General features: G+C 63.9%; 23 protein-coding genes. 10 read left to right on the forward strand and 13 right to left on the reverse strand.

Features of this window, described 5'->3' with window-relative positions; genetic code table 11:
- Positions 1–40 precede the first annotated feature (40 nt).
- From BLV45_RS12895 to BLV45_RS27525, 4 genes are all read right to left on the reverse strand, one after another.
- Positions 41–568: a hypothetical protein gene (locus BLV45_RS12895; RefSeq protein ID WP_090533488.1), complete on the reverse strand. Its 528-nt coding sequence runs from the start codon at positions 566–568 to the stop codon at positions 41–43.
- Positions 569–706: 138 nt separating this feature from the next.
- A complete protein-coding gene (locus BLV45_RS12900) occupies positions 707–1,516 on the reverse strand; it encodes an anti-sigma factor family protein (protein WP_090533490.1) in 810 nt (269 codons plus the stop codon).
- Positions 1,516–2,049 (reverse strand): sigma-70 family RNA polymerase sigma factor, encoded by a 534-nt coding sequence (locus BLV45_RS12905; RefSeq protein ID WP_090533885.1) that lies wholly within the window; start codon positions 2,047–2,049, stop codon positions 1,516–1,518. The genes BLV45_RS12900 and BLV45_RS12905 overlap by 1 nt, the downstream gene beginning before the upstream one ends.
- 13 nt (positions 2,050–2,062) lie before the next feature.
- Positions 2,063–2,209, reverse strand: a complete 147-nt coding sequence (locus BLV45_RS27525; protein ID WP_176954153.1) for a hypothetical protein — start codon at positions 2,207–2,209, stop codon at positions 2,063–2,065.
- On the opposite strand from BLV45_RS27525, the gene BLV45_RS27530 reads away from it, so the two are divergent.
- On the forward strand, positions 2,202–2,378 hold the full coding sequence (locus BLV45_RS27530; protein WP_176954154.1) for a hypothetical protein: 177 nt from the start codon (positions 2,202–2,204) through the stop codon (positions 2,376–2,378). The two genes, BLV45_RS27525 and BLV45_RS27530, sit on opposite strands and share 8 nt — an antisense overlap.
- A gap of 286 nt (positions 2,379–2,664) precedes the next feature.
- The gene (hfq, locus tag BLV45_RS12910) at positions 2,665–3,168 is read left to right on the forward strand and encodes an RNA chaperone Hfq (RefSeq protein ID WP_090533492.1); all 504 of its coding nucleotides are present in this window, start codon (positions 2,665–2,667) and stop codon (positions 3,166–3,168) included.
- Positions 3,169–3,221: 53 nt separating this feature from the next.
- Here the strand turns inward: hfq and BLV45_RS12915 are convergent, their stop codons facing one another.
- Entirely contained in the window at positions 3,222–3,464 is a 243-nt protein-coding gene (locus tag BLV45_RS12915; protein ID WP_407671003.1) for a hypothetical protein, read from the reverse strand.
- 242 nt (positions 3,465–3,706) lie between these two features.
- Between BLV45_RS12915 and BLV45_RS27535 the strand changes: the two genes are divergently transcribed.
- Positions 3,707–3,868, forward strand: a complete 162-nt coding sequence (locus tag BLV45_RS27535; protein WP_176954155.1) for a hypothetical protein — start codon at positions 3,707–3,709, stop codon at positions 3,866–3,868.
- A 143-nt stretch (positions 3,869–4,011) separates the two neighbouring features.
- Positions 4,012–5,202, forward strand: a complete 1,191-nt coding sequence (locus BLV45_RS12925) for a low temperature requirement protein A (protein ID WP_090533496.1) — start codon at positions 4,012–4,014, stop codon at positions 5,200–5,202.
- A 251-nt stretch (positions 5,203–5,453) separates the two neighbouring features.
- Here BLV45_RS12925 and BLV45_RS12930 read toward each other — a convergent pair whose 3' ends face one another.
- A complete protein-coding gene (locus BLV45_RS12930; protein ID WP_090533500.1) occupies positions 5,454–6,191 on the reverse strand; it encodes a DUF2968 domain-containing protein in 738 nt (245 codons plus the stop codon).
- 454 nt (positions 6,192–6,645) lie between these two features.
- Here BLV45_RS12930 and BLV45_RS27035 point away from each other — a divergent pair, with 454 nt between their 5' ends.
- Entirely contained in the window at positions 6,646–6,828 is a 183-nt protein-coding gene (locus BLV45_RS27035; RefSeq protein ID WP_143130418.1) for a hypothetical protein, read from the forward strand.
- Positions 6,825–7,319, forward strand: coding sequence for a DUF2147 domain-containing protein (locus BLV45_RS12935; RefSeq protein ID WP_407671004.1), 495 nt, complete (start codon positions 6,825–6,827; stop codon positions 7,317–7,319). Before BLV45_RS27035 ends, BLV45_RS12935 begins: the two co-directional genes overlap by 4 nt.
- Positions 7,320–7,451: 132 nt before the next feature.
- Here BLV45_RS12935 and BLV45_RS12940 read toward each other — a convergent pair whose 3' ends face one another.
- From BLV45_RS12940 to typA, 6 genes are all read right to left on the reverse strand, one after another.
- Complete coding sequence (locus BLV45_RS12940; RefSeq protein ID WP_090533502.1) at positions 7,452–7,919, reverse strand: transposase; 468 nt, start codon at positions 7,917–7,919, stop codon at positions 7,452–7,454.
- Positions 7,920–8,072: 153 nt separating this feature from the next.
- On the reverse strand, positions 8,073–9,170 hold the full coding sequence (zapE, locus tag BLV45_RS12945) for a cell division protein ZapE (protein ID WP_090533504.1): 1,098 nt from the start codon (positions 9,168–9,170) through the stop codon (positions 8,073–8,075).
- Between the two features lie 88 nt (positions 9,171–9,258).
- A complete protein-coding gene (lpdA, locus tag BLV45_RS12950; RefSeq protein WP_090533506.1) occupies positions 9,259–10,689 on the reverse strand; it encodes a dihydrolipoyl dehydrogenase in 1,431 nt (476 codons plus the stop codon).
- Positions 10,690–10,803: 114 nt separating this feature from the next.
- Positions 10,804–12,072, reverse strand: a complete 1,269-nt coding sequence (gene odhB, locus BLV45_RS12955; protein ID WP_090533508.1) for a 2-oxoglutarate dehydrogenase complex dihydrolipoyllysine-residue succinyltransferase — start codon at positions 12,070–12,072, stop codon at positions 10,804–10,806.
- A gap of 146 nt (positions 12,073–12,218) precedes the next feature.
- Entirely contained in the window at positions 12,219–15,080 is a 2,862-nt protein-coding gene (locus BLV45_RS12960) for a 2-oxoglutarate dehydrogenase E1 component (RefSeq protein ID WP_090533510.1), read from the reverse strand.
- A 366-nt stretch (positions 15,081–15,446) separates the two neighbouring features.
- Positions 15,447–17,273: a translational GTPase TypA gene (gene typA / locus BLV45_RS12965; RefSeq protein WP_090533512.1), complete on the reverse strand. Its 1,827-nt coding sequence runs from the start codon at positions 17,271–17,273 to the stop codon at positions 15,447–15,449.
- A gap of 358 nt (positions 17,274–17,631) precedes the next feature.
- Between typA and BLV45_RS12970 the strand changes: the two genes are divergently transcribed.
- Genes BLV45_RS12970 through BLV45_RS12985 form a run of 4 tightly spaced genes read left to right on the forward strand, consistent with a single transcriptional unit; the run spans position 17,632 to position 22,617 of the window.
- A complete protein-coding gene (locus BLV45_RS12970; RefSeq protein WP_090533513.1) occupies positions 17,632–18,156 on the forward strand; it encodes a MarR family winged helix-turn-helix transcriptional regulator in 525 nt (174 codons plus the stop codon).
- Between the two features lie 48 nt (positions 18,157–18,204).
- Positions 18,205–19,716, forward strand: coding sequence for an efflux transporter outer membrane subunit (locus BLV45_RS12975; RefSeq protein ID WP_090533516.1), 1,512 nt, complete (start codon positions 18,205–18,207; stop codon positions 19,714–19,716).
- Between the two features lie 59 nt (positions 19,717–19,775).
- Positions 19,776–21,011, forward strand: a complete 1,236-nt coding sequence (locus tag BLV45_RS12980) for an EmrA/EmrK family multidrug efflux transporter periplasmic adaptor subunit (protein ID WP_090533518.1) — start codon at positions 19,776–19,778, stop codon at positions 21,009–21,011.
- Between the two features lie 49 nt (positions 21,012–21,060).
- The gene (locus tag BLV45_RS12985; RefSeq protein WP_090533520.1) at positions 21,061–22,617 is read left to right on the forward strand and encodes a DHA2 family efflux MFS transporter permease subunit; all 1,557 of its coding nucleotides are present in this window, start codon (positions 21,061–21,063) and stop codon (positions 22,615–22,617) included.
- A 109-nt stretch (positions 22,618–22,726) separates the two neighbouring features.
- Here the strand turns inward: BLV45_RS12985 and truB are convergent, their stop codons facing one another.
- The gene (gene truB / locus BLV45_RS12990) at positions 22,727–23,662 is read right to left on the reverse strand and encodes a tRNA pseudouridine(55) synthase TruB (protein WP_090533523.1); all 936 of its coding nucleotides are present in this window, start codon (positions 23,660–23,662) and stop codon (positions 22,727–22,729) included.
- Between the last annotated feature and the right edge of the window lie 33 nt (positions 23,663–23,695).

The raw sequence follows: 23,695 nt of genomic DNA on the forward strand, positions 1-23,695 counted from the left end.
ACGCGCAACCGCCGCTACGAACGGAGCGTGACGTCACCCGCTAACGTCGCCCCCGTCCGCCCGACATGCCGCCGGCTGGCCGCATGCCGCCCATGCCGTGAGAACCGCCACCCATGCCGTGGAAGCCGCCACCTGTGCCATGAAAGCCGCCGTGAAAGCCGCCATGCATGCCCATGCCAAACGCTGGATGTCCGAAGTGGACGTGGTCCATGTGATGGAAGTGGTGAAAATGATCGACGAAGATGAACGAAGCGCCCACGCCGATCGCGACAGGCGGCCCCCAGTACCACGGGTCGTAATACGGATAGTACGGATACGGAGGAACGGGGTAAATGGCGGCCTCGCTGCCGTCGGCGTCCTGCACGATCTGCCAGGTGCCGTCCGGCTGCCGGCACGCACGTCCGACAATCTGCTGCGCCGCGCCGTCGATCTGTGCCTCGCCGACGACAGTGCGGCACGTCAGCGCCGGATCGTTCAGCGGATCGTCCGCCACCGATTGTGACGCCACCGGCGTCGTGCATGCGATGCAAATACCCAGCACCGCTCCCAGTCCAACAAGATTGCGCATGATGCTGCCCTGCCTTGACGGCTTGCGTCGCCGTCCTTGCTGATCCCCGTGGTCCTGTCTTTGTATGCTCCCGTTCCCCGCTGTGCGTTGCGTTGCTTCAGTGTCGTCGGGTTGCCAGCGCCGCTCGTAAAAAACGCGCTATTGCCATGACTCCGGCCGCCCGCCGAGTTCGCTGCACACGTCGATTGCGATGGTGCGCAGCTTGCCTTCCGAAATCGGTCCGGAAAGCGCGTAGCCCATTTCGTCGCTCACCCAGTAGAACGTGCGGCGGTTGCCGTCCCGGAACAGGCGGAACGCCGTTTCACCCTTGCGCGTGGCGGTGACGTAAAGCGTCAGACGCGCGCCCTGGTGATTCTCGTACATGAACTGCGCCGCGGGCCCCGCTTCGCCCGGCAGCAACCGGCCACCGACGAGCGTATAGCCATACTCCTGCAGCGACGGCACCGAGAGCGGCCGGTTCAGCCGCTTCGAGAGCCACGTGACGAGATGCTCCTCCTCGGCCGCGGCCACTTCCACCGGATGCCGGCGCTCCGGCGTGTAGACGGCGTAAGCGATATCGGCGCGCTGCGCGAACGCGGGCTCGGCGCTCCCACCGCCGATCAGACGCGGCGCGAGCGGCGCAAGCGTCAGCGCGAGGCTCGCGCCCGCCGCCAGCCAGCACGCGGCGATGCCCGCCTGACCCCACCACGGCCGGTGCGGACGCAAAACGACCACCTGCGGCGCGCTGTTGTGCGCCGCCGATGCGCCGAGCGCCTGCAACGCGGCCTTTTGCGCCCGGTAACCCGCGACCCGGCTGGCCGCATCCGGATCGTGCCCGAGCCGTTCAAGGAGCGCCGCGCGCGCGCCTTCGGGCAACTCGTCGTCGACGAGCGCCGACAGCGCGTGCAGATCCAGTCCGGATGCGCAATCAGGATCGTGAACGTGATCGTGTTCTTCGTCGTTTGTCATCACGCGCCTCTTACGACTTTCAACGGCGGGGTTTTGCGCACCGGGCCTTCGGTCAGCAGGGCTCGCATGTGTTCACGCGCGCGGGACAACCGTGACATCACCGTACCGATCGGCACCCCGAGCGCCGTCGATGTTTCCTGATACGACAGTTCTTCGATACACACCAGTAGCAAAACCTCGCGTTGCTCGACCGGCAGGTAATACAGCGCCCGCTGCACATCGCGCAGCACGAGTCCGTCGACCTCGCCGTGCGGCGCTTCCATGTTTCGCCACGGCGCGCTTTCGTCGTCGACGGCGATCTCGCGGCGCATCCGCAGCTGGTCGATGTACAGATGCCGCAGGATCGTCAGCAGCCACGCGCGCAGGTTCGTATCCGGACGGAACGCCGTCCAGCGGGCAAGCGCGCGCTCCGCGGTGTCCTGCACCAGATCGTCCGCCCACGCGAGGTCACCCGTCAGCGCGCGCGCATAGCGGCGCAGCTGCGGGAGCCACGAAATCACATCGGCTTCGAAACTCGCCCGTCGGGCGTTCAGACGCAGCACGGAATCAGTAGCCGCCGCTGCTACTGCCGCTGCTGCCGCTGCTCGACGTGCCGCTGCCCGAGGCGCCCATGTCGCCACACGCCGCCGTCAGCGACGAAAGCGCGAGTACGAGAACCGTCAGTGCAGCGGAAAGAATGCGAGGCATGTTCATCAGTCGTCTCCTGCGGGTGGGCACTGGACGGCGCGTGCGCCGCCCCGCGGAACGTGCGGCGGTCGCGCGCACCGGCGGGCTCGCCCAGGTTGGGTCGGGTGTCGCGGACATCGCGGATCCCGTCGGGCTGGATGCGCCGGATCATCCGGCGCTCACCATGCAGACTTAACGTTGCGCGCCCTGCTTTTATTCCGGCAACGCGTTACCCACACCCCGTGCCACCCGTGACCGGCCATCATCGGTCGTCGCGGTGCGTCATTTCGCCTGCGGGATGGCGATAAATCGTAACCACACGTTACACCCTGCGTTAAGGGATGCTTCCGGGCGCGCAAGTCGTTATAGTGGGCGTGAGGCCGCCCGCACAGCGCGTTTGTATCCGGTACAGGGTAGAATCGCGGCGAGTAGCCATTCTTATAACTGACCGCGGCGCATCGCTGCCCGCCTCCGAATCGCCCATGCCTTCCGCAGAATCGCATCCGCAAAACGACTTCATGAACGCAGCGCGCAAAGAAAGAAAGCGCGTTGAAATTTATCTCGTCAATGGCATCCGCCTGACGGGATGCATCGAGTCGTTCGATCAGTACCTGGTGATGCTGCGCACGCCCGTTGGCCTGCAGGGCATCTATAAACGTGCCATCTCGACCATCCAGCTTGACACCGGCACCCGTCCGGCGCCGCGCGCGGGCCGGCCGTCGCATGGCGAACACACCACGCGTGGGCCGCACGGCTCGCGCGACCACCGTGAACCCCGTGAGCCGCGTGGCCCGTATGGTTCGGGCTCCTCCTCGGGCGCTCCGTCTTCTTCGTCTGCTCCGGATGCGGGCGGTGGATCGGGGCCGGGCAGTTCGTCGGCCCCGCCGGATCGTCCCGCTTCGGACGGCCCGGTCGTCGTGACGCGTCGCAGGCGCCTCTTCGGCAACGCCAACGGTGACGGCAACAACAATAGCGGCAACGAATAACCTGTCCGGATGGCCGGTCTTTCCGCGTTACGCGCAATACGAAAGGCCGGCGCTCACCGGGGCCGATTGTCGAGTCGCTGCAGGGTCGCTTCGATCCGCTTCAGGATGACCTCGACGCGCTGCCCCTGCTGCGGCGTCAATTCAAACCTGCATTTCACCGCGAGTACGCGGCGCTGCCAGTAGTCGGGGCTCAGCGTGCGGTCGACCGGTTGCCGCGTCGCCCATTCCAGATGCGCCAGTTCCGCCTCCACCACGTGCGAGGCATGAACGCGTTGCGCCGGCCCCTTCGTTTTCATGTGCATGTCAGAGTCGCCCTGTCCGTATGTCGACGCGAATGACACCAGCTTGTGCCATCACCGTGACACACCGAAGACGAGCGATGCGGCGCGATTTTTCAGCTTCCGCCAGGCGTCTTCGAGCGGGCCATCCGTGACGCCGGCACCGGCATGCGACGCGGAGATGGCCGGACGGCCAGGTGTTCGCCGCACACGCCTTTGCGCTATGCTGGGTGTTCCACTTCTTCGAGCGGAGCACCATCATGTCGAAACCCAAACCCCGTGCGCCGGAGCCAGTCGATCCGACAGACGACCGGCTCGACGAGGCGCTTGAGGAAACCTTCCCCGCCAGCGATCCGGTCGCGGTCCATCCCGAAGAGGATGAAGGCAAGGCGCCGAAGGATGCTGGCCGCCAGTTGCGCTGACCGGGCCACCGCGCGCACGCGCTGAATGCTGCGACACGGCATGGCCTGCCCCCGGCCGGGTCCGCGCAGCTGGCGATGAGCGGCACGCGCAACCGCACACGTCCACGAGCATCCACGAGCGTTTCAGCACAAGGAACGACACCATGCCGAACGGCACTGCCCGCTTCCTGCGTCCACGCGACGGTCAGGAAGCGCGGGTTACCTATGTCGAACTGTTCTTCGACCTGATCTACGCATTCGCGGTCACGCAGCTGTCGCACCGGCTCGTCCACGACCTGAATGCGTTCGGCGCGCTACAGACGCTCATTCTCTGGTTCGCGGTCTGGCTCGGCTGGCAGTACACGTGCTGGGTCACCAACTGGTTCGATCCCGAGCGCATTCCGGTGCGGCTGCTGCTCTTCGCGGTGATGCTGGTCGGCATGGTGATGGCGGCCAGCCTGCCGCTCGCCTGGGGCGAGCGCGGGCTCGTGTTCGCGATCAGTTACGTGACGATCCAGGTGGGCCGAAGCATCGTCGTGCTGCGCTTTCTGGGCGGCCAGCATGCGCTGACGGCGAACTTCCGGCGCATCTGCGGATGGCTCGTGATTTCGGGTATCGCGTGGATCGCGGGCGGGTTTCTCGAAGGGCCCGAGCGTCTCGCATGCTGGGCGTTTGCCGTGCTCTGCGAGTATCTGTCGCCCATGTTCGGCTTTCCGCTGCCGGGGCTCGGCCGCTCGGGCGCGGCAGACTGGCGTTCAGCCGAAGGCGGCCATATCGCGGAACGCTGCCAGGCGTTCGTGATACTCGCGCTGGGCGAATCGGTGCTCGTGACCGGCGGCACGCTGTCGGACATCGAGGCATGGAGCGCGCCCACCGTCATCGCGTTCCTGGTGTGCTTTCTCGGCAGCGTCGCGATGTGGTGGGTGTACTTCGACACGAGTAGCAGCGCCGGAAGCCGGGCGATCCGACGCTCCGGCGAACCGGGGCTCATGGCCGCGTATTTCCACTACGTGCATGTGATCCTGATCGCCGGGGTCATCGTCTGCGCGGCGGCCGACGATCTCGTGATCCTGCATCCGGATGAGCACATCGCCTCCGCGACAGCGTGGCTGCTCACCGGTGGCCCGGCGCTCTTTATCGTGGGCAACGGGCTGTACAAGCGCGTCGTGTATGGCGGGTTTCCGCTGTCGCACTGGATCGGGCTCGTCCTGCTCGCGATCGTGTCACCGTTCGCGCTGCACACCGACCTGCTGATGACGGGTGGCCTCACGACCATCGTCATGATCGTCGTTGCAGTATGGGAGAGCGTGTCGCGGCGCAGCCTCGCGCGGGCCGAAGCCGCGGGCACGCAGTAGCGTGGCGGCGCGCTGGAGTCCGGTGCCATGGCGAGCCGAGGCGCCGCTGCGGCATCGGTCAGCAGCGCATCAACCGCACGACGCGGCGACGCAAGACCGCGACGAAGCTTGACCGGAAAACCAGCCGTAAACGGAACACGCCCCGTCCGGCGAACCGGGACGGAGCGAGTCCAATATCTGACTGAAGCGCGTTAAAACACGGTCGGGACGACCCATGATGCGCGACCAGCGCCGCGCCGGGTGCCATGCGATTAACGCGAAAGCGGCAGACCGGATTCCAGCTGACGCTGCAGGTTGCGCACCTGACGCTGCGTCGTGCGCAACTGTGCCTGGGCGGCGAGCTTCTGCGTCTGCAGCGCGGCGGCTTCGTCACGATTCTGCTTCTGCTGGTCGGCGACGATGGCCTGTTGCTGGCGTGCAACGGTCAGGTCAGCCTGGAGGCGGTTCGCGCGGTCCTGCGACTCCGCGACCATCCGTTCCGTGAACGCCTTCTGTGCGTCGAGCCGCGTGCGTCGGATCTCGACGTCGGAAAGCTGAACGGTCTGACGGGCGAAGTCGCGATAGATCGCTTCAGCGCGACCTTCATCCGACGTCTTGATCACGCGCCAGAAATTCTTCTGCTGGAACAAGGCGACATACCACGTCATCTCCTTGCCGTAGAAGAGCAGACTCGCGCCGTAACTGCCGTTATGGGTCGTGCGTAGTTCGCTGAGTTCCGATCCGTGCATCATCTGTTGCAGCTCGGCGACATTACCTGTCGCGGACTGCTTCGCCTCGTCGGCGGTCAGCACGACCGGCTGTGCGGGCGCAGCGGAAAGCACGGAACTCGCGGCAGGATCCACACCAGGATCCGCTGCGGGCAGCGCGGTGGTTTCGCTTGCGACAGGCTCGGGACTCGTCTGTGCGCAAACAACCTGCATTCCCCCGATTACTACCAGCCCTGCCAACCCGACCCGCTTCAGGTGGCGAACTTTTGACTTATGGTCCATGTTTTTTTGTGCTCGAACATTTGTTTTAGCTCATCCATCTCATTATTACCCACTTTCACGGGTTTCGGGTTTTTCATCATAAATTTGGTGCTTTCGTATCCCGTCTCACAACACTTTCCGGTCGATGCCGAGGCCTGCGCGATGCCCCGGCATAGCCAGCCCTGCCGTGGCTGTCAAGTGCGGCGGTCACGCACGGGTTCGGCATATTCCGCTTGCTGCGGTCAACGGGCTATTTCGGCCGCGCTGCCGGCAGGCACCGGCTGACCGCTGTGAGCGAGCGCGAGCACGAATACCCCGAGCGGCACGATATGCGACCACCCGGACGGATCATCGCCGGGTCCCGATCACACGGTGCGGCACCGCCCCCTCACCGGGATGCCATCCGCGGCCGGCCAGTCGCGCAGGATCAGCGCGCCGCCGTCGAGCACGGACGCGCTGCAGATCGAAACTCGCCATGCAGCACACGATCCGTATCGACGATGCCGACCTTGCTTTATTAGAGGGTCCACTATCAAACGGCGGAGGTGCTTTCACGTATTCTGCCCGGACCCTTTTCAAGGCCTGGCGTCGCCTGACACTCACCATGGCGCCGCGCGACTCCGGTCGCGACGATTTTCAACAAGGAGGAAGACAATGACTCAACTGACGCATCTGACGCGGCGCGTCCGCGCTGTGGCGCTGAAGTCGGCGAAACATCTTGCCGTGGCTGGCGTCCTGATGGCGGGCGCCGTTGCAGCGATGGCGCAGAGCGCAACCGCAGTCGGCACGTGGCAGACGATCGACGACCACACCGGTCAACCGAAAGCGCTGATACAGATCACGCCTGACGGCAGCGGCAACCTCACGGGCAAGATCATCAAGGGCCTCGGCCCGAACGACGACCCGGAGCGCCGCTGCACCGCCTGCACGGACGAGCGCAAGGACCAACTGATGCTCGGTATGACGATCATCAGCGACATGAAGAAAGATGGCGACGGCTGGGACGGCGGACACATCCTCGATCCGGAAAACGGCAAGCTATACAAGTGCAAGATGCACCTGGAAGACGGCGGCCAGAAACTGGTGGTGCGCGGCTATATCGGTGTGTCACTGCTCGGACGTTCGCAGACGTGGATTCGCCAGCAATGAAATAACGGCAGTAACAGACGGCGCGTGGCACGCGTCAAAGCTCGGATTCCAGGCGAAAAAAAGCGGCCGACGGTAGTGATCGTCGGCCGCTTTTTGCTGCTTTCCCGGCTGGGTCAAAACACGTGGGTTTCGTCATGCCGCGTGCTTGTAGGGCAACCTGGCGGGTGGAACCTGCGAAGCGGCTTGCACAACAGCACTTTCATTCGATGCATGAGCATGCAACACACCGGCAGGACGCTGCGGAAAACCATTCCCGAGGCGCGCGGTCTTCTGTTCGGGATTCGCATGCACGCGCATGCGGGCCTGCATCGTGACGTAGAGATCTTCAGCGCCGGCGTCGTACAGATAGTCCATCACGCGCTTGAGCACACCGGACTCATGCCACACCTTGAAGCGGCGATGGCACGTCTGGTAAGACGGGTAGCGACGCGGCATCGCCGACCACGTCGCACCGCTGCAGATCACCCACAGCACGCCGTTCAGCACGGAGCGTGTGTTGGCAAGAGGCCGTCCGCGCAATTCGGAGCGCGGACGCAGTTCAGGCAGCATCGGCGCGATGCATTGCCATTCTTCGTCGTTAATATCGCGGTAAGGTGTCACGGGCTTCTCCTTTATCAGAACCGTAAAGAGAAGATATAGAGACAGCCCGTACGCGAAAATCAGAAGAGTCTGAATCTCGAAAATGACCTGCGAGACATCCGTGCGGCGCGCATACGGCGCGGTTTTGTCCGCGCGCCGGGCACCGCTATACGCCTATGTCAGCGACGTATCGACAATACGTCGCGGCGCATCGAGATATTCCTTCGACTGCATTTCGACGATCCGCGACACGGTGCGCGTGAACTCGTTCGCCATCGGGCCGTCGACGTACAGTTCCTCCGGCGGCACGGCGGCCGACATCAGCAGCTTGACCTTGTGATCGTAGAACACGTCGATGAGCCAGGTGAAGCGCCGGGCTTCCGATTGCATGCGCGGCGTCATCTGCGGCACGCCCGAGAGGACCACGGCATGGAAGCGGCTCGCCAGTTCGAGGTAGTCGTTCTGCGAGCGCGGGCCGCCGCACAGCGTCGCGAAATCGAACCACACGACGCCATCCGCGCGGCGCAGCGCCTTCAGTTCACGCTTCTCGATGTGCAGCAGCGGGCTTTCGTCCGGCACGGCCGCGAGACGCGAGAACGCGTCGCGCAGCGCCTTGTCGGCGGCCGCGCCGAGCGGCGTGTGATACACCTCGACCTGAGCCAGGGTGCGCTGCCGGTAGTCGATGCCGGCGTCGACGTTGATCACGTCGAGCTTCGACTTGATCAACTCGATTGCGGGCAGCACGCGGTCGCGATGCAGGCCGTCCGGATACAGGGTGTCCGGATCGTAGTTGGACGTCATCACGAACTGCACGCCGTTCTCGAACAGCTTGTCGAGCAGACGGTAGAGAATCATCGCATCCGCGATATCGGAGACGTGGAATTCGTCAAAGCAGATCAGCCGGTAACGCTTCGCGATGCGTCGCGCGAGTTCGTCGAGCGGATCGGCCTGCCCTTTCAGGTCTTCGAGTTCGCGATGCACTTCGCGCATGAACTCGTGAAAATGCAGACGCGTCTTGCGCTGCACCGGCACGATCATGAAGAAGCTGTCCATCAGGAAGCTCTTGCCGCGTCCGACGCCGCCCCACATGTACACGCCGCGCGGCAGATCCGGATGGATGATCAGCTTCTTGAACGCGTTCGAGCGACGCGACTTGTATTCGGTCCACTCATCAAAGCACCGCTGCAGACGGTCGACCGCCGCGCGTTGTGCCGGGTCCGATTGATAGCCGCGCGTCTGTAGTTCTTTTTCGTAGTATTCGGTGACGTTCATGGTGTTGCAGCAAAAAAGAAAGGCGGAGGGGTTTGAACCCGCCCGCCTTTGGAGTGCGATGCAAGGTGCGGTCAGCCGACCGCATGCATTACATGTTCAGCGCGCGTTTGTCGACAGCCAGCGCAGCTTCACGCATCACTTCGGACAGCGACGGGTGCGGATGGCAGATGCGGCCGAGGTCTTCCGACGCGGCCTTGAACTCCATCGCCACCACGGCTTCCGCGATCAGGTCCGATGCGTTTGCCGAGATGATGTGCACGCCGAGCAGTTCGTCGGTCTTCGCATCGGCGATCATCTTGACGAAACCCTCCGCCTTGTTGATGCCGAGCGCGCGGCCGTTCGCCATGAACGGGAACTGGCCCGTCTTGATCTCGCGGCCTTCGGCCTTCAACTGCTGCTCCGTCTTGCCGACCCACGCGATTTCCGGTTCGGTGTAGATCACCCACGGAATGCAGTTGTAGTCGATATGCGGCTTCTGGCCGTCGATGATTTCCGCGACCAGCACGCCTTCGTCTTCCGCCTTGTGCGCGAGCATCGGACCACGCACCACGTCGCCGATCGCGTACACGTTCGGCACTGCCGTCGCGCAATGATCGTCGACGTCGATGAAGCCGCGCTCGTTCGCCTTCAGGCCGATCGCCTCGAGGCCGAGGTTTTCGGTGTTCGGCACGCGGCCGATCGACACGATCAGGCGGTCGGCGTCGAGCGTCTGCGCGTTGCCGTCCTTGTCCGTGTAGGCGATCGACACGTTCTTGCCGGTCGCCTTGATCTCGCCGACCTTCACGCCGACGTGAATGTCGAGGCCCTGCTTCTTGAACTGCTTCGCGGCTTCTTTCGCGAGTGCCTGGTCCGCCGCGCCGAGGAATTCCGGCAGCGCTTCGAGCACCGTGACGTCAGCGCCCAGACGGCGCCACACGGAGCCCAGTTCCAGGCCGATCACGCCCGCGCCGATCACGGCGAGCGTCTTCGGCACGGTGTCGAACGTCAGTGCGCCTTCGTTGTCGGCGACGATCTTGTTGTCGACCGGCACGTTCGGCAGGTGGCGTGCCTTCGAACCCGTCGCGATGATCACGTTCTTCGCGGTGACGACTTCGGTTTCGCCCTCGCCGCTCACTTCGATCTGCACGCCGGCGTCCGTCTTGCCGGTGAACTTGCCGTGGCCCTTGAGCCACGTGATCTTGTTCTTGCGGAACAGGAATTCGATGCCCTTCGTCATCTTCTCGACGATGCCTTCCTTGCGGGCCAGCATCTTCGAAATATCGACCTTCACGTCCGACACGGAGATGCCGTGGTCAGCGAGGTGATGCGAAGCGTTTTCAAATTCTTCCGACGAAGCGAGCAGCGCCTTCGACGGAATGCAGCCCACGTTCAGGCACGTGCCGCCGAGCTTCAGCGCGCCGGCCGGGTTCTTCCATTTTTCGATACATGCGACGGTCTTGCCGAGCTGTGCGGCGCGGATAGCGGCAATATAGCCGCCCGGGCCGGCACCGATCACGACGACGTCAAATTCTTTGGACATGACAATCCTTCTTGATGACGCACCGACGCGCGGCCATGTTTCATGGTGCGCGTCGCTGCGGTTTCACGCTGATGCGGGAAGCTCCGTCGCCTGGATGGCGACGGTTACGCGGATTTACAGGTCGAGCAGCAGGCGCGCCGGGTCTTCCAGCGCATCCTTCATCGCGACCAGCGACAGCACCGCTTCGCGACCGTCGATGATCCGGTGGTCGTAGGACAGCGCCAGGTAGTTCATCGGGCGGATCACGATCTGGCCGTTTTCGACCACGGCGCGTTCCTTCGTGGCGTGTACGCCGAGAATCGCGGATTGCGGCGGGTTGATGATCGGCGTCGACAGCATCGAGCCGAACACACCACCGTTCGAGATCGAGAACGTGCCGCCCGTCATTTCCTCGATCGACAGCTTGCCGTCCTTCGCCTTCTGGCCGAATTCGGCGATCTTCTTTTCGATTTCAGCGAGGCTCAGCTGATCGGCGTTGCGCAGGATCGGCACCACGAGACCGCGCGGCGAACCGACCGCGATACCGATGTCGAAGTAGCCATGATAGACGATGTCGTTACCGTCGATCGATGCGTTCACGAGCGGGAACTTCTTCAACGCGTGAACAGCGGCCTTCACGAAAAACGACATGAAGCCGAGCTTCACGCCATGTTCCTTCTCGAACTTGTCCTTGTACTTGTTGCGCAGGTCCATGACCGGCGCCATGTTCACTTCGTTGAACGTCGTGAGGATGGCGTTGGTTTGCTGCGACTCGAGCAGACGCTCGGCGATACGCGCGCGCAGACGCGACATCGGAACGCGCTGTTCCGGGCGGTCCTTCAGCCACGCGTCGGCCGAAGCCGGTGCCTTCACGTCCGGCAGCGACGGCTTCGCAGCCTTCGCCGCGGCGGCCGGTGCGGGAGCAGCCTTCGGCGCCGGGCCTGCGGTCAGCACGTCGCCCTTCGTGATGCGGCCGTCGCGGCCCGAGCCTGCGACGTCGCCCGACGACAGGTTCTTTTCCGCCATCAGCTTGCTGGCAGCAGGAGAAGCCGCCGTGTTCGCACCCGTTGCGGATGCAGCCTGGGCCGGTGCGGCAGCGGGCGCCGAAGCAGCGGCCGGTACCGGCTTCACTTCTGCTTCGACAGCAGCCGCGCCTGCCTTGCCTTCCGTGTCGATCTTCGCGATGACCTGATCGGCGATCACGGTGTCGCCATCATTCGAGATGATCTGCGCGAGCACGCCTGCCGACGGTGCCGGCACTTCCAGCACGACCTTGTCGGTTTCGATTTCGATGAGGATTTCGTCCTGCGCGACCGCTTCGCCCGGCTTCTTCTTCCACTGCAGCATCGTGGCTTCCGAGACCGACTCGGAAAGCTGGGGGACCTTGACTTCTACAATAGCCATTGTGATTTTTTCCTGAATACGTATCGGGTTCTGCGAACCCTGTGCGAACCGTCTGCGAACCGTGTATGCGCCGCCGACACAACGTCGACGAATCCGTCAAACGCGGCACGGGAGAACGCAGTGCGTTCTCCCGGTTCGGTTCCTGGTTATTTGGCGATCGACGCGCTCTTCAAACGGCCGAACGCACCTTCCACCAGCGCCTTCTGCTGCTCGTAATGCTTTGCGTAGTAACCGACAGCCGGCGAGGCCGAAGCCGGACGGCCGCTGTATGCCAGCTTCTGTCCTTCCTTCATGCCTTCCTTCAGATGGTGCTCGATGTAGAACCACGGGCCCTGATTCTGCGGCTCGTCCTGCACCCACACCACTTCGGTCGCGTTGTCGTACTTCTTCATTTCCGCTTCGAACTGCTTGTGCGCGAACGGATACAGCTGTTCGATACGAAGGATCGCGACGTCGTTCGCCTTCGCCTCGCGACGATGCGCGACGAGGTCGTAGTACACGCGGCCCGAGCAGACGACCACGCGCTTGACCTTCTTCGCGTCGACCTCTTCGCTCACTTCGCCGATGATCGGCTGGAACGCGCCCTTCGCCAGTTCGGACAGGTCCGACACGGCTTCCTTGTGACGCAGCAGCGACTTCGGCGTGGCGACGATCAGCGGCTTCCTGAAGAGGCGGATCATCTGGCGGCGCAACAGGTGGAAAATCTGCGCCGGCGTGGTCGGCTGGACGACCTGCATGTTGTGATCGGCACACAGTTGCAGGAAACGCTCGATACGCGCCGACGAGTGTTCCGGACCCTGACCTTCGTAGCCGTGCGGCAGCAGCATCGTGAGACCCGACACGCGGCCCCACTTCACTTCGCCCGACGAGATGAACTGGTCGATCACGACCTGCGCGCCGTTCACGAAGTCGCCGAACTGCGCTTCCCACGCGACGAACGTGTTCGGCTCGGCCGTCGAGTAGCCGTATTCGAAGCCGAGCACGGCTTCTTCGGACAGCACCGAGTCGATCACCGTGAACTTCGCCTGACCTTCGGCGATGTTCTGCAGCGGCACGTACGTGCCGTCGTTCCAGCGTTCGCGGTTCTGGTCGTGCAGCACCGCGTGACGGTGCGTGAACGTGCCGCGGCCCGAATCCTGGCCGGTCAGGCGCACCGCATAGCCCGATGCGACGAGCGACGCGAACGCCAGATGTTCGCCCATGCCCCAGTCGAGCTTCGCTTCACCGCGACCCATCGCACGACGGTCGTTGATGACGCGCTCGACGAGCGGGTGAACCTTGAAGTTATCCGGGATCGTGGTGATGCGTTCCGCGAGGCGCTTGAGCTCGGCGAGCGGCACGGCCGTGTCGGCCGCGTCGGTCCACTTGCGGTTCAGGAACGGCACCCAGTCGACTGCGTACTTGCTCTTGTAGTTCGAGAGCACCGGATCGATCGTGTGATGGCCTTCGTCCATCGCCTGACGATATGCCTTGACGTAGTTGTCCGCGTCTTCTGCAGTGATCACGCCTTGCTGCACGAGCTTTTCGGCGTACAGCGCGCGCGTGCCCGGGTGCTTCGCGATCGTCTTGTACATCAGCGGCTGCGTGACCGCTGGCGTGTCCTGCTCGTTGTGACCCAGCTTGCGGAAGCAGATGATGTCGATCACGACATCCTTGTGGAACTGCGTCCGGTAGTCGATGGCCATCTGCGTGGCCAGCACGACCGCTTCCGGATCGTCGCCGTTCACGTGCAGCACCGGCGCCTCGATCATCTTGACGACGTCGGAGCAGTACAGCGTCGAGCGCGTGTCGCGCGGGTCGGACGTCGTGAAACCGATCTGGTTGTTGATGACGATGTGCAGCGTGCCGTGCGTGCCGTAACCGCGCGTCTGCGCGAGGTTCAGCGTTTCCATCACGACGCCCTGGCCCGCGAAGGCCGCGTCGCCGTGGATCTGCACCGGCAGGACCTGCAGGCCCTGATCGTCGCCGCGACGGTCCATCCGGGCCTTCGCCGAACCTTCGACCACCGGGTTCACGATTTCGAGGTGCGACGGGTTGAACGCGAGCGACAGGTGAACCGGGCCGCCATCCGTCGAGACGTCCGACGAGAAACCCTTGTGGTACTTCACGTCGCCAGCCGGCAGATCGTCGACGTGCTTGCCTTCGAATTCAGCGAAGAGGTCAGCCGGCATCTTGCCGAGCGTATTGACCAGCACGTTCAGACGGCCGCGGTGAGCCATGCCGATGACGATTTCCTGCACGCCATTCGCGCCGCCGTGACGCACCACTTCGTCCATCGATGCGATGAAGCTTTCGCCGCCTTCCAGCGAGAAACGCTTCTGACCGACGTACCGGGTGTGCAGGAAGCGCTCGAGGCCTTCGGCTGCCGTCAGGCGGTTCAGGATGTGCTTTTTCTTGTCGGCGGAGAAATTCGGTGTCGAGCGGATCGACTCGAGCTTTTCCTTCCACCAGCGCTTCTGCTCCGGATCGCTCAGGTACATGTACTCGGCGCCGATCGTGCCGCAGTACGTATCGCGCAGCGCCTTGATGATGTCGCGCAGCGATCCCTGTTCGAAGCCGAAATACAGATTGTTCGCGTTGAACGTCTGGTCCATGTCGGCTTCGGTGAAGTCGTAGAACGCAGGTTCAAGCTCAGGAATGTTGGGGCGCTCGCGGCGCTTCAGCGGATCGAGATTGGCCCATTGCGAGCCGAGAAAACGGTAGGCGCCGATCAGCGACTGGACATAGACCTGCTTGCGCGCGGTGGCAAGGTCTTCACCGCCCGTGGCGGTCCGGGGAATAAAGGCATTCGCCTTTGCCCGCTGTGCAAACGACTCGACGATCGGGCCATGGGCCACGTCGTTGCCGTTGCCGCCGTCCGATGCCGGGACGTTCTGCAACGCGTCGAAATACTCACGCCAGGTCTCGGGCACTGACGCCGGATTATCGAGATACGCCTCGTACTGCTCTTCTACATACGGAGCGTTGCCGCCGAACAGATAAGAGTTCAGCTGGAGTTGCTTCATCATTTTTACGCTCACCTTTCTTCGAGTTTCTCGAGAAATAGCGGGTTACTCAACCTTCCGCGACACGGCCTGACCGTTTGGCGGATTGCGCGAATCAAGTCTTGCTTGGAAGGACCTTAACTTGCATCCGGAAAAGCATAGCACAGAACACATACTCTACATAGCTGGCACGGCGCGCTGAAGTCTTGCCACATCGGGGTTTTGCTGCATCCGCACGCGAGGTTTCGAGGGCTTTCCGGCACCCAGCGCCGGGTCGTTGCGACGCCCGGGCGACCTGCTCCGGCCGCGCCCAGCAACGACAAAAGCCGCCCGAAGGCGGCTTTTGTCTCGCAACGGCGCTTATTGACGCCCTATCGACGTCAACCGCGTTTAATCGGTTGCGCCCTTACGGCTCGCGCTGCGGCGCTCATGTTCCTTCAGGTAGCGCTTGCGCAGGCGGATCGATTGCGGCGTGACCTCGACCAGTTCGTCGTCGTCGATGAATTCGACCGCGTATTCGAGCGACATCTGGATCGGCGGCACGAGGCGCACCGCTTCGTCCGTACCCGACGAACGCACGTTGGTCAGTTGCTTGCCCTTGATCGGGTTCACGACGAGGTCGTTGTCGCGGCTATGAATGCCGATGATCATGCCTTCGTACAGCGGCTCGCCCGGCGACACGAACATACGGCCGCGATCCTGCAGCTTCCAGAGCGCGTACGCCACGGCCGCGCCGTCGTCCTGCGAGATCAGCACGCCGTTGCGACGCTCGCCAACCGCGCCTTCCCGGACCGGCTGGTACGAGTCGAACGTATGGCTCATCAAGCCCGTGCCGCGCGTGAGCGTCAGGAATTCCGACTGGAAGCCGATCAGGCCACGCGCCGAAATACGGTACTCGAGGCGCGTGCGGCCACGGCCGTCCGACGCCATGTCGAGCATTTCGCCCTTGCGGCGACCCAGCTCTTCCATCACGCCGCCCTGGTGGCCGTCTTCCATGTCGACCGTCAGGTTTTCGTACGGCTCGTGACGCACGCCGTCGACTTCCGTCATCACCACGCGCGGACGCGACACGGCCAGCTCGTAGCCTTCACGGCGCATGTTTTCCACGAGAATCGTCAGGTGCAGCTCGCCGCGGCCCGCCACTTCGAACGTGGTTTCGTCGCCGGTTTCCTTCACGCGGAGCGCGACGTTGTGATTCAGTTCCTTCATCAGACGGTCGCGGATCTGGCGGCTCGTCACGAACTTGCCTTCACGGCCCGCCAGCGGCGACGAATTCACGAGGAAGTTCATCGTCAGCGTCGGTTCGTCGACCGTGATCATCGGCAGCGCTTCCGGCACGTCCGGCGAGCAGATGGTCACGCCGATACCGATTTCCTCGATACCGTTGATGAGCACGATGTCGCCGGCTTCAGCCGATTCCACCTGGACGCGCTCCAGCCCCTTGAACGACAGGACCTGATTGATCTTGCGGTTGAGGATCGCGCCATCCGGGCCCGAGCGCACGGCGACGGACATGCCCGGCCTGATCGTGCCGCGCGTGATGCGGCCAACGCCAATACGGCCGACGTACGTCGAGTAATCGAGCGACGTGATCTGCAGCTGGAGCGGACCTTCCGGGTCTGCCGGGCGAACCGGCACGTGTTCGAGAATCGCTTCGAAGAGCGGACGCATGTTGCCTTCGCGCACGCTCGGATCGAGGTCGGCGTAGCCATTCAGGCCCGACGCGTAGACGATCGGGAAGTCGAGCTGCTCTTCGCTTGCGCCGAGCTTGTCGAACAGGTCGAACGTCTGGTTGATCACCCAGTCGATCCGTGCGCCCGGGCGATCGATCTTGTTGATGATGACGATCGGCTTGAGGCCGAGCGCCAGCGCCTTTTTCGTCACGAAGCGCGTTTGCGGCATCGGGCCTTCGACGGCGTCGACGAGCAGCAGCACCGAGTCGACCATCGACAGCACGCGCTCCACTTCGCCGCCGAAGTCGGCGTGGCCCGGGGTGTCGACGATGTTGATGTGCGTGCCTTCGTATTCGACCGCGCAATTCTTCGCAAGAATCGTGATGCCGCGTTCTTTTTCGATGTCGTTCGAATCCATCACACGTTCGGCGATCTGCTGGTTCTCGCGGAAAGTGCCGGACTGGCGAAGGAGCTGGTCGACGAGCGTGGTCTTGCCGTGGTCGACGTGGGCAATAATGGCGATGTTACGAAGGGCGCGGGTCATAGGAACCTGAAGACAGTTGAGTGCGCCAGATCGCTTCTTGAAACTGCCAACAAGCCCAAAGCGCACTTTTGGGAACCTGAAATTATAGCACGCGAAGGTGAAGCTTTCCGACCCGTCACGTACTCCGGCCGTCAGAAAGCCTTTCGGCAGGCGTTTTTCGCCCGCGCAAACCCGCCTTCCAGCGCATTCATCACCATGCGGCGCACCCGCAACGCCCGTCCCATCGCTGCGCGCTCCGGACGAATCGATTATGGTGCTTGTCAGTGAAAGTTCCTTGCCTAAGCTGTAATAACGCTTGTCGCGTCAACTAACCGCACCTATAATCCTGCCTGGTCAATCATTGCTGTCGCAGAGAATCATGACTGATCCGAATCCGGCGTTACCGCCCCAAATCAGCGAATACGAGTTTGGCGAAAGCGTGGGCTACCTGCTCTCGCGCGTGAAATCGACGATGTCGAACATGATCACGCAGCGCACGATCGCCGAGCTCGGTATTACGAGCACACAGTGCAGCATCCTGTTCATGGTCGCGAGCGGCAAGTGTCTGCTCGCCGCCGAACTGGCCCGCGAATACGGCATCGACGCGAGCGCCGTCACCCGCCTGATCGACCGGCTGGAGAAGCGCGGCCTGCTGACACGCGTACGCAGCTGCGAGGATCGCCGTGTCGTCCGGCTGGGCCTCACGCCCGAAGGCCAGGCGATGGCGGCCCGCATGCCCGCCATTTTCAACGGCACGCTGGACAAGCTGCTCGCGGGCTTCACGCCCGAAGAAGTGGGCTTCCTCAAGAGCATGCTGCGCCGCGCGCTCGCCAACAGTGGCGACGCCGCGTGGCTTTTGCGCGACGCCGCCACCCCGGCGGCCACGTCGCACGAGACCCGATAAATAGTTGCAGCGTCCATCATTACCATCACTCAAAGAAGAGTCGAGCGAATGAAATCCCTTTCCCTGTCCGCGCCAGCGCTGTCGAGCCGGGCTGTCATCGCCGCGGCGGCGACAGCACTCGCCCTGTCGGGCTGCGCGAACTACATTGGTATCAAGAGCGACAAGCAGATGGCGTCGGCCGCGCAGTACGAATCGGTGCAGAGCGTTCCCGCACAGGGCGGACAGTGGCCCTCGCTCGACTGGGCGAACCAGTTCGGCGACCCGCAACTGCCGGCGCTGATCGCCGAGGCGCTCGACGGCAGTCCGTCGATCGCGCAGGCGCAGGCGCGTATTGCCAAGGCATCGTCGTACATCGAAAGCACGCGTTCGAACCTGTATCCGAAGGCTGACGCGAGCTATTCGTGGACCCGCGAGCTGTATTCGGCGAACGCCCTCTTCCCGGCGCCGTTCGGCGGCACGTGGTTCAGCGAGAACAACGCGCTCGCGAGCGCCTCGTGGGATCTGGACCTGTGGGGCAAGAACCGCGAAAAGCTCGGCCGGGCCGTCTCGCAGGAAAAGGCGGCCGAGGCCGACATGCAGCAGGCGCGCGTGACGCTCGCCTCGTCGGTGGCGCGCACGTACAACCAGCTCGCGCAGCTCTACGCGCTGCGCGACATCGCCCAGCGCGAGATCGACAATCGTCAGACGATCGGCAAGATCACCAACGGCCGGGTTCTGGCCGGTCTCGATACGAACGTCGAACGGCAGACGGCCAACGGCAACATCGCCACGAGCCAGGCGAACCTGACTGAACTCGACGGCCAGATCACCACCGTGCGCTACCAGCTCGGCGCGTTGCTCGGCAAGGGGCCGGACCGCGGCCTGCAGATCGCGAAGCCAGTGCTGAACGCGGGCGCGCAGGTCATGCTGCCGGATAACCTGCCGGCCGACCTCGTGGCCCGCCGTCCGGATATCGTCGCCGCGCGCTGGGAGGTCGAAGCCGCGACGCACGACATCAAGGAAGCGAAAGCGGAATTCTTCCCGGACATCAACCTCGCGGCCGGTTTCGGTTTCGATGCGTTCGGCTGGGGCCGCTTTCTCACCTCGGCGAGCCGCCAGATCCAGTTCGGCCCGGCGATCCATCTGCCGATCTTCGATGCCGGCGCGCTGCGCTCGCAACTGAAGGGCCGCTACGCCGACTTCGATCTCGACGTCGCGAACTACAACCAGACGCTGATCAACGCGCTCTCGGATGTGGCGACGCAGGTGTCGTCGATCCGCTCGATCGACCAGCAGTCGGGTGACGCGCAGCGCGCGCTCGACGCGTCGTCGAAGGCGTACGAACTCGCGGTGATCCGCTACCGCGCCGGCCTGTCGCCGCAGCTGCAGGTGCTGACCGCCGATCAGAACCGCCTCGCCGCCGAACAGACGGTGACGAACCTGAAGATGAAGCGCCGCGACATGCAGATCGCGCTCATCAAGGCGCTCGGCGGCGGGTTCAACGCCACGCAGACGGGTCTCGTGGTGCCGACCGACGCACCCGCACCCGCTTCCGCTTCCGCCGCACACGCATCGAACTGAGCCGGACCGAACGCCCATCCGGATAAACGACGAAGACTGAGAGAATACGGAGCACATCAATGAGCACCCCCCAACAGCCCGCGGCGAGCACGCAACCGGCAAACAACGGCAAGCGCCGGCGGATGATGACGCTGCTCGTCATCGTGATCCTGATCGCCGCGATTGCGTATGGCCTCTACTACTTCCTCGTCGCGCGCTTCCACGAAGACACCGACGACGCTTACGTGAACGGCAACGTCGTGCAGATCACGCCGCAGGTCACGGGCACGGTCGTCTCGGTGAACGCCGACGACACGCAGACAGTCAAGGCCGGCGACCCGGTCGTCGTGCTGGACCCGGCGGATTCGCGCGTCGCGCTCGAATCGGCTGAAGCCAATCTCGCGCAGGTCGTGCGCCAGGTGCGCGGCCTGTTCGCGGACGACAGCCAGTATCTGGCCCAGGTCGCCGTGCGTCAGTCCGATCTGTCGCGCGCGCAGGACGACCTGAAGCGCCGCATGACGGTGGCGCAAACGGGCGCGGTTTCGCAGGAAGAAATCTCGCACGCCCGCGACGCCGTGAAGAGCGCGCAGGCCGCGCTCGACGCCGCGCAACAGCAGCTCGCCGCGAACCGCGCGCTGACCGCGAACACGACGGTCGCCAATCATCCGAACGTGCAGGCCGCGGCTGCCAAGGTTCGCGACGCGTATCTGAACAACGCGCGCAACACGCTGCCGGCGCCGGTCACGGGGTACGTCGCGAAGCGTTCGGTGCAGGTCGGCCAGCGCGTCTCGCCGGGCACGCCGCTGATGGCGATCGTGCCGCTGAACGCCGTGTGGGTCGACGCGAACTTCAAGGAAGTGCAGTTGACGCACATGCGCATCGGCCAGCCGGTCGAGCTGACGGCTGACGTCTACGGTTCGGGCGTGACGTTCCATGGCAAGGTCGTCGGTTTCTCGGCCGGCACGGGCTCGGCGTTCTCGCTGCTGCCGGCGCAGAACGCGACGGGCAACTGGATCAAGGTCGTGCAACGCCTGCCAGTGCGTATCGCGCTCGATCCGCAGGAACTCGCGGCGCATCCGCTGCGCATCGGCCTGTCGATGCAGGCTGACGTGAACATCAAGGACGAAAACGGCGGGCAGCTCGGCAACGCGCCGAACACGGTCTATCAGACGAACGTGTTCGACAAATACGGCGACCAGGCCGATGCCGAGATCGCACGCATCATCGCGGCGAACGCCGGCCCGAACGGCGGCCAGTACAGCGGCGCGCAAAAGGCCACCGACCGTGGCTCGAAAGGCGCGGCAAAGCTGATGTAAGCGGCGTCATGGCGCCTGTCGCCATGCCAGCCACACTTCAAAAGGTTTCATGGCTCAGGCTCAAGTCCCGCACCCTCCGCTGGAGGGTGCGCAACTGGTGATCGGCACGATCGCCGTTTCGCTCGCGGTTTTCATGAACGTGCTCGACACGTCGATTGCCAACGTGTCGATCCCGTCGATTTCGGGCGACCTCGGCGTCTCGTCGGATCAGGGCACGTGGGTGATCACGTCGTTCGCGGTGGCAAACGCGATCTCCGTGCCGCTGACGGGCTGGCTCACCGATCGCATCGGCCAGGTGCGTCTCTTCATGGCGTCGATCATCCTGTTCGTGATCTCGTCGTGGATGTGCGGGCTCGCGCCGACGCTGCCGTTCCTGCTCGCGTCGCGCGTGCTGCAAGGCGCGGTGGCAGGGCCGATGATTCCGCTGTCGCAGACGTTGCTGCTCGCCAGTTATCCGCGCGCCAAGGCGCCGATGGCGCTCTCGATGTGGGCGATGACCACGCTGATCGCGCCGGTGGCCGGGCCGATTCTCGGCGGCTGGATCTCCGACAACATCTCGTGGCCATGGATCTTCTACGTGAACATTCCGGTCGGGATCATCGCCGCGGCGGCGACGTGGGCGATCTTTCGCCACCGCGACTCGGTCATCCGCAAGGCGCCGATCGACGGCGTCGGTCTCGCGCTGCTGATCACGTGGGTCGGCTCGCTGCAGGTCATGCTCGACAAGGGCAAGGACCTCGACTGGTTCTCGTCGACGACGGTCGTCGTGCTCGCCCTCACCGCCGTGATCGCGCTCGCGTTCTTCATCGTCTGGGAATTGACGGCGGAGCATCCGGTGGTCGACCTGTCGCTCTTCTCGAAGCGCAACTTCACGGGCGGCACCGTCGCGCTGTCGATCGGCTATGGCCTGTACTTCGGCAACCTCGTGCTGTTGCCGCTGTGGCTGCAAACCGACATCGGCTATACCGCGACCGAGGCGGGGCTCGTGATGGCGCCCGTCGGACTCTTCGCGGTGCTGCTCTCGCCGCTCACCGGCAAGTTCCTGCCGCGCACCGATCCGCGCTATATCGCGACCGCGTCGTTCCTCGTGTTCGCGCTGTGCTTCTGGATGCGCTCGCGCTACACGACGGGCGTCGACACGTATTCGCTGCTGATGCCCACGCTGATTCAGGGCATCGGCATGGCGGGCTTCTTTATTCCGCTGGTGTCGATCACGTTGTCGGGCCTGCCGGGCAACCGGATTCCGGCCGCGTCGGGCCTGTCGAATTTCGTGCGGATCATGTGCGGCGGGATCGGCACGTCGATTTTCCAGACCGCCTGGGATCACCGGACAATCCTGCACCACGCGCAACTCTCGGAACAGGCAAGCGCGTACAACCCGGTGTTCGATCATTCGATGCAGCAGCTTGGCGCTGTCGGGTTCAACCAGCCGCAGGCGTACGGCCTCTTCAACTCAATGGCGACGCAGCAGGCCGCGCAGCTTGGCGTGAACGACCTGTTCTTTGTCTCGGCCGGCATCTTTGTCGCGCTGATCGCGCTGATCTGGACCACGAAGCCGGAGCGTGCGGGCGGCGACGCGGGCGCCGCGGCGGCAGCCGCGCACTGAGGTTCGTCTATCCGCGACGCGGCGATTCGATCGATGCGTCGCGGAATGAAAAAAGCGGTGCCGCACTCATGCGGCACCGCTTTTTTCGTTGTGAAACGCGGCTCGCGCTTCAGTTCGCGGCGCTCACGATGAGTCGTTCCGGCGCGAGCACGCCGTCACCGGCTTTCGCGACGCCTAGCAGCCGGCCATCGCCATAGACGCGCATGCGCGGCGACTGCTTCAGTACATCCTGACTGATCGCCAGCTCATCGAGCCGCAGACGCTGACCGTGCAAAAAGCGTCGCGCGGCTTCGGCGTCGAGTTGCACTTCGGGAAACGTCGACAGCAACGCGTCGACCGGTTGCAACCAGGCGTCGCGCGCCGATTCCGTCGCGTCTGAAAGCCCATCGAGCGTGACCGCGTGTTCGAGCGTCAACGCGCCGACGCCCGTCCGGCGCAACGCCACCAGGTGCGCGCCGCAACCGAGCGCTTCGCCGATATCCTCGGCCAGCGTGCGAACGTAGGTGCCCTTGCTGCACGTGACGCGAAACGTCACGTCGGGCAACGCGCACGCAATCAGCTCCAGCACGTGAATCGTGACCTGACGCCCTTCCCGCTCGATCACCTGCCCGGCGCGTGCGTATTCGTACAGCGGCTTGCCGTCGCGCTTCAACGCGGAATACATCGGCGGAATCTGGACGATGTCGCCACGAAACCGCGCCATTGCATCGATCACCGCGGCCTCGTCGCACGAAACTTCACGCGTTTCCGCGGCTTCGCCTTCGGCGTCGCCAGTGGTCGTGCGAACGCCGAGACGCATCGTTGCTTCGTACGTCTTGTCGGCTTCAAGCAGATCCTGCGAGAACTTGGTCGCCTCGCCAAAACACAGCGGCAGCAAGCCGGAAGCGAGCGGATCGAGCGTGCCGGTGTGACCCGCCTTCTTCGCGAGGTAGAGACGCTTGGCGCGGATCAGCGCGTCGTTGCTCGACAGGCCGATGGGCTTGTCGAGCAGCAGCACGCCGTCGAGCGCACGGCGCGGAATGCGCGGGCGTTGTGGTGCGATCATGTCAATCGAACGATGGCTTGAGTGAAGGACGCG

This window comes from Paraburkholderia sartisoli (assembly GCF_900107685.1).
GTDB lineage: Bacteria > Pseudomonadota > Gammaproteobacteria > Burkholderiales > Burkholderiaceae > Paraburkholderia > Paraburkholderia sartisoli.

Bases quoted from the DNA above. Each gene is read 5' to 3' on its own strand.
- BLV45_RS12895 (WP_090533488.1), bottom strand. From the start codon at position 568: ATGCGCAATCTTGTTGGACTGGGAGCGGTGCTGGGTATTTGCATCGCA.
- BLV45_RS12900 (WP_090533490.1), bottom strand. From the start codon at position 1,516: ATGACAAACGACGAAGAACACGATCACGTTCACGATCCTGATTGCGCA.
- BLV45_RS27530 (WP_176954154.1), top strand. From the start codon at position 2,202: ATGTTCATCAGTCGTCTCCTGCGGGTGGGCACTGGACGGCGCGTGCGC.
- BLV45_RS27525 (WP_176954153.1), bottom strand. From the start codon at position 2,209: ATGAACATGCCTCGCATTCTTTCCGCTGCACTGACGGTTCTCGTACTC.
- hfq (WP_090533492.1), top strand. From the start codon at position 2,665: ATGCCTTCCGCAGAATCGCATCCGCAAAACGACTTCATGAACGCAGCG.
- BLV45_RS12915 (WP_407671003.1), bottom strand. From the start codon at position 3,464: ATGAAAACGAAGGGGCCGGCGCAACGCGTTCATGCCTCGCACGTGGTG.
- BLV45_RS27535 (WP_176954155.1), top strand. From the start codon at position 3,707: ATGTCGAAACCCAAACCCCGTGCGCCGGAGCCAGTCGATCCGACAGAC.
- BLV45_RS12925 (WP_090533496.1), top strand. From the start codon at position 4,012: ATGCCGAACGGCACTGCCCGCTTCCTGCGTCCACGCGACGGTCAGGAA.
- BLV45_RS12930 (WP_090533500.1), bottom strand. From the start codon at position 6,191: ATGGACCATAAGTCAAAAGTTCGCCACCTGAAGCGGGTCGGGTTGGCA.
- BLV45_RS27035 (WP_143130418.1), top strand. From the start codon at position 6,646: ATGCAGCACACGATCCGTATCGACGATGCCGACCTTGCTTTATTAGAG.
- BLV45_RS12935 (WP_407671004.1), top strand. From the start codon at position 6,825: ATGACTCAACTGACGCATCTGACGCGGCGCGTCCGCGCTGTGGCGCTG.
- zapE (WP_090533504.1), bottom strand. From the start codon at position 9,170: ATGAACGTCACCGAATACTACGAAAAAGAACTACAGACGCGCGGCTAT.
- lpdA (WP_090533506.1), bottom strand. From the start codon at position 10,689: ATGTCCAAAGAATTTGACGTCGTCGTGATCGGTGCCGGCCCGGGCGGC.
- odhB (WP_090533508.1), bottom strand. From the start codon at position 12,072: ATGGCTATTGTAGAAGTCAAGGTCCCCCAGCTTTCCGAGTCGGTCTCG.
- BLV45_RS12960 (WP_090533510.1), bottom strand. From the start codon at position 15,080: ATGATGAAGCAACTCCAGCTGAACTCTTATCTGTTCGGCGGCAACGCT.
- typA (WP_090533512.1), bottom strand. From the start codon at position 17,273: ATGACCCGCGCCCTTCGTAACATCGCCATTATTGCCCACGTCGACCAC.
- BLV45_RS12970 (WP_090533513.1), top strand. From the start codon at position 17,632: ATGACTGATCCGAATCCGGCGTTACCGCCCCAAATCAGCGAATACGAG.
- BLV45_RS12975 (WP_090533516.1), top strand. From the start codon at position 18,205: ATGAAATCCCTTTCCCTGTCCGCGCCAGCGCTGTCGAGCCGGGCTGTC.
- BLV45_RS12980 (WP_090533518.1), top strand. From the start codon at position 19,776: ATGAGCACCCCCCAACAGCCCGCGGCGAGCACGCAACCGGCAAACAAC.
- BLV45_RS12985 (WP_090533520.1), top strand. From the start codon at position 21,061: ATGGCTCAGGCTCAAGTCCCGCACCCTCCGCTGGAGGGTGCGCAACTG.
- truB (WP_090533523.1), bottom strand. From the start codon at position 23,662: ATGATCGCACCACAACGCCCGCGCATTCCGCGCCGTGCGCTCGACGGC.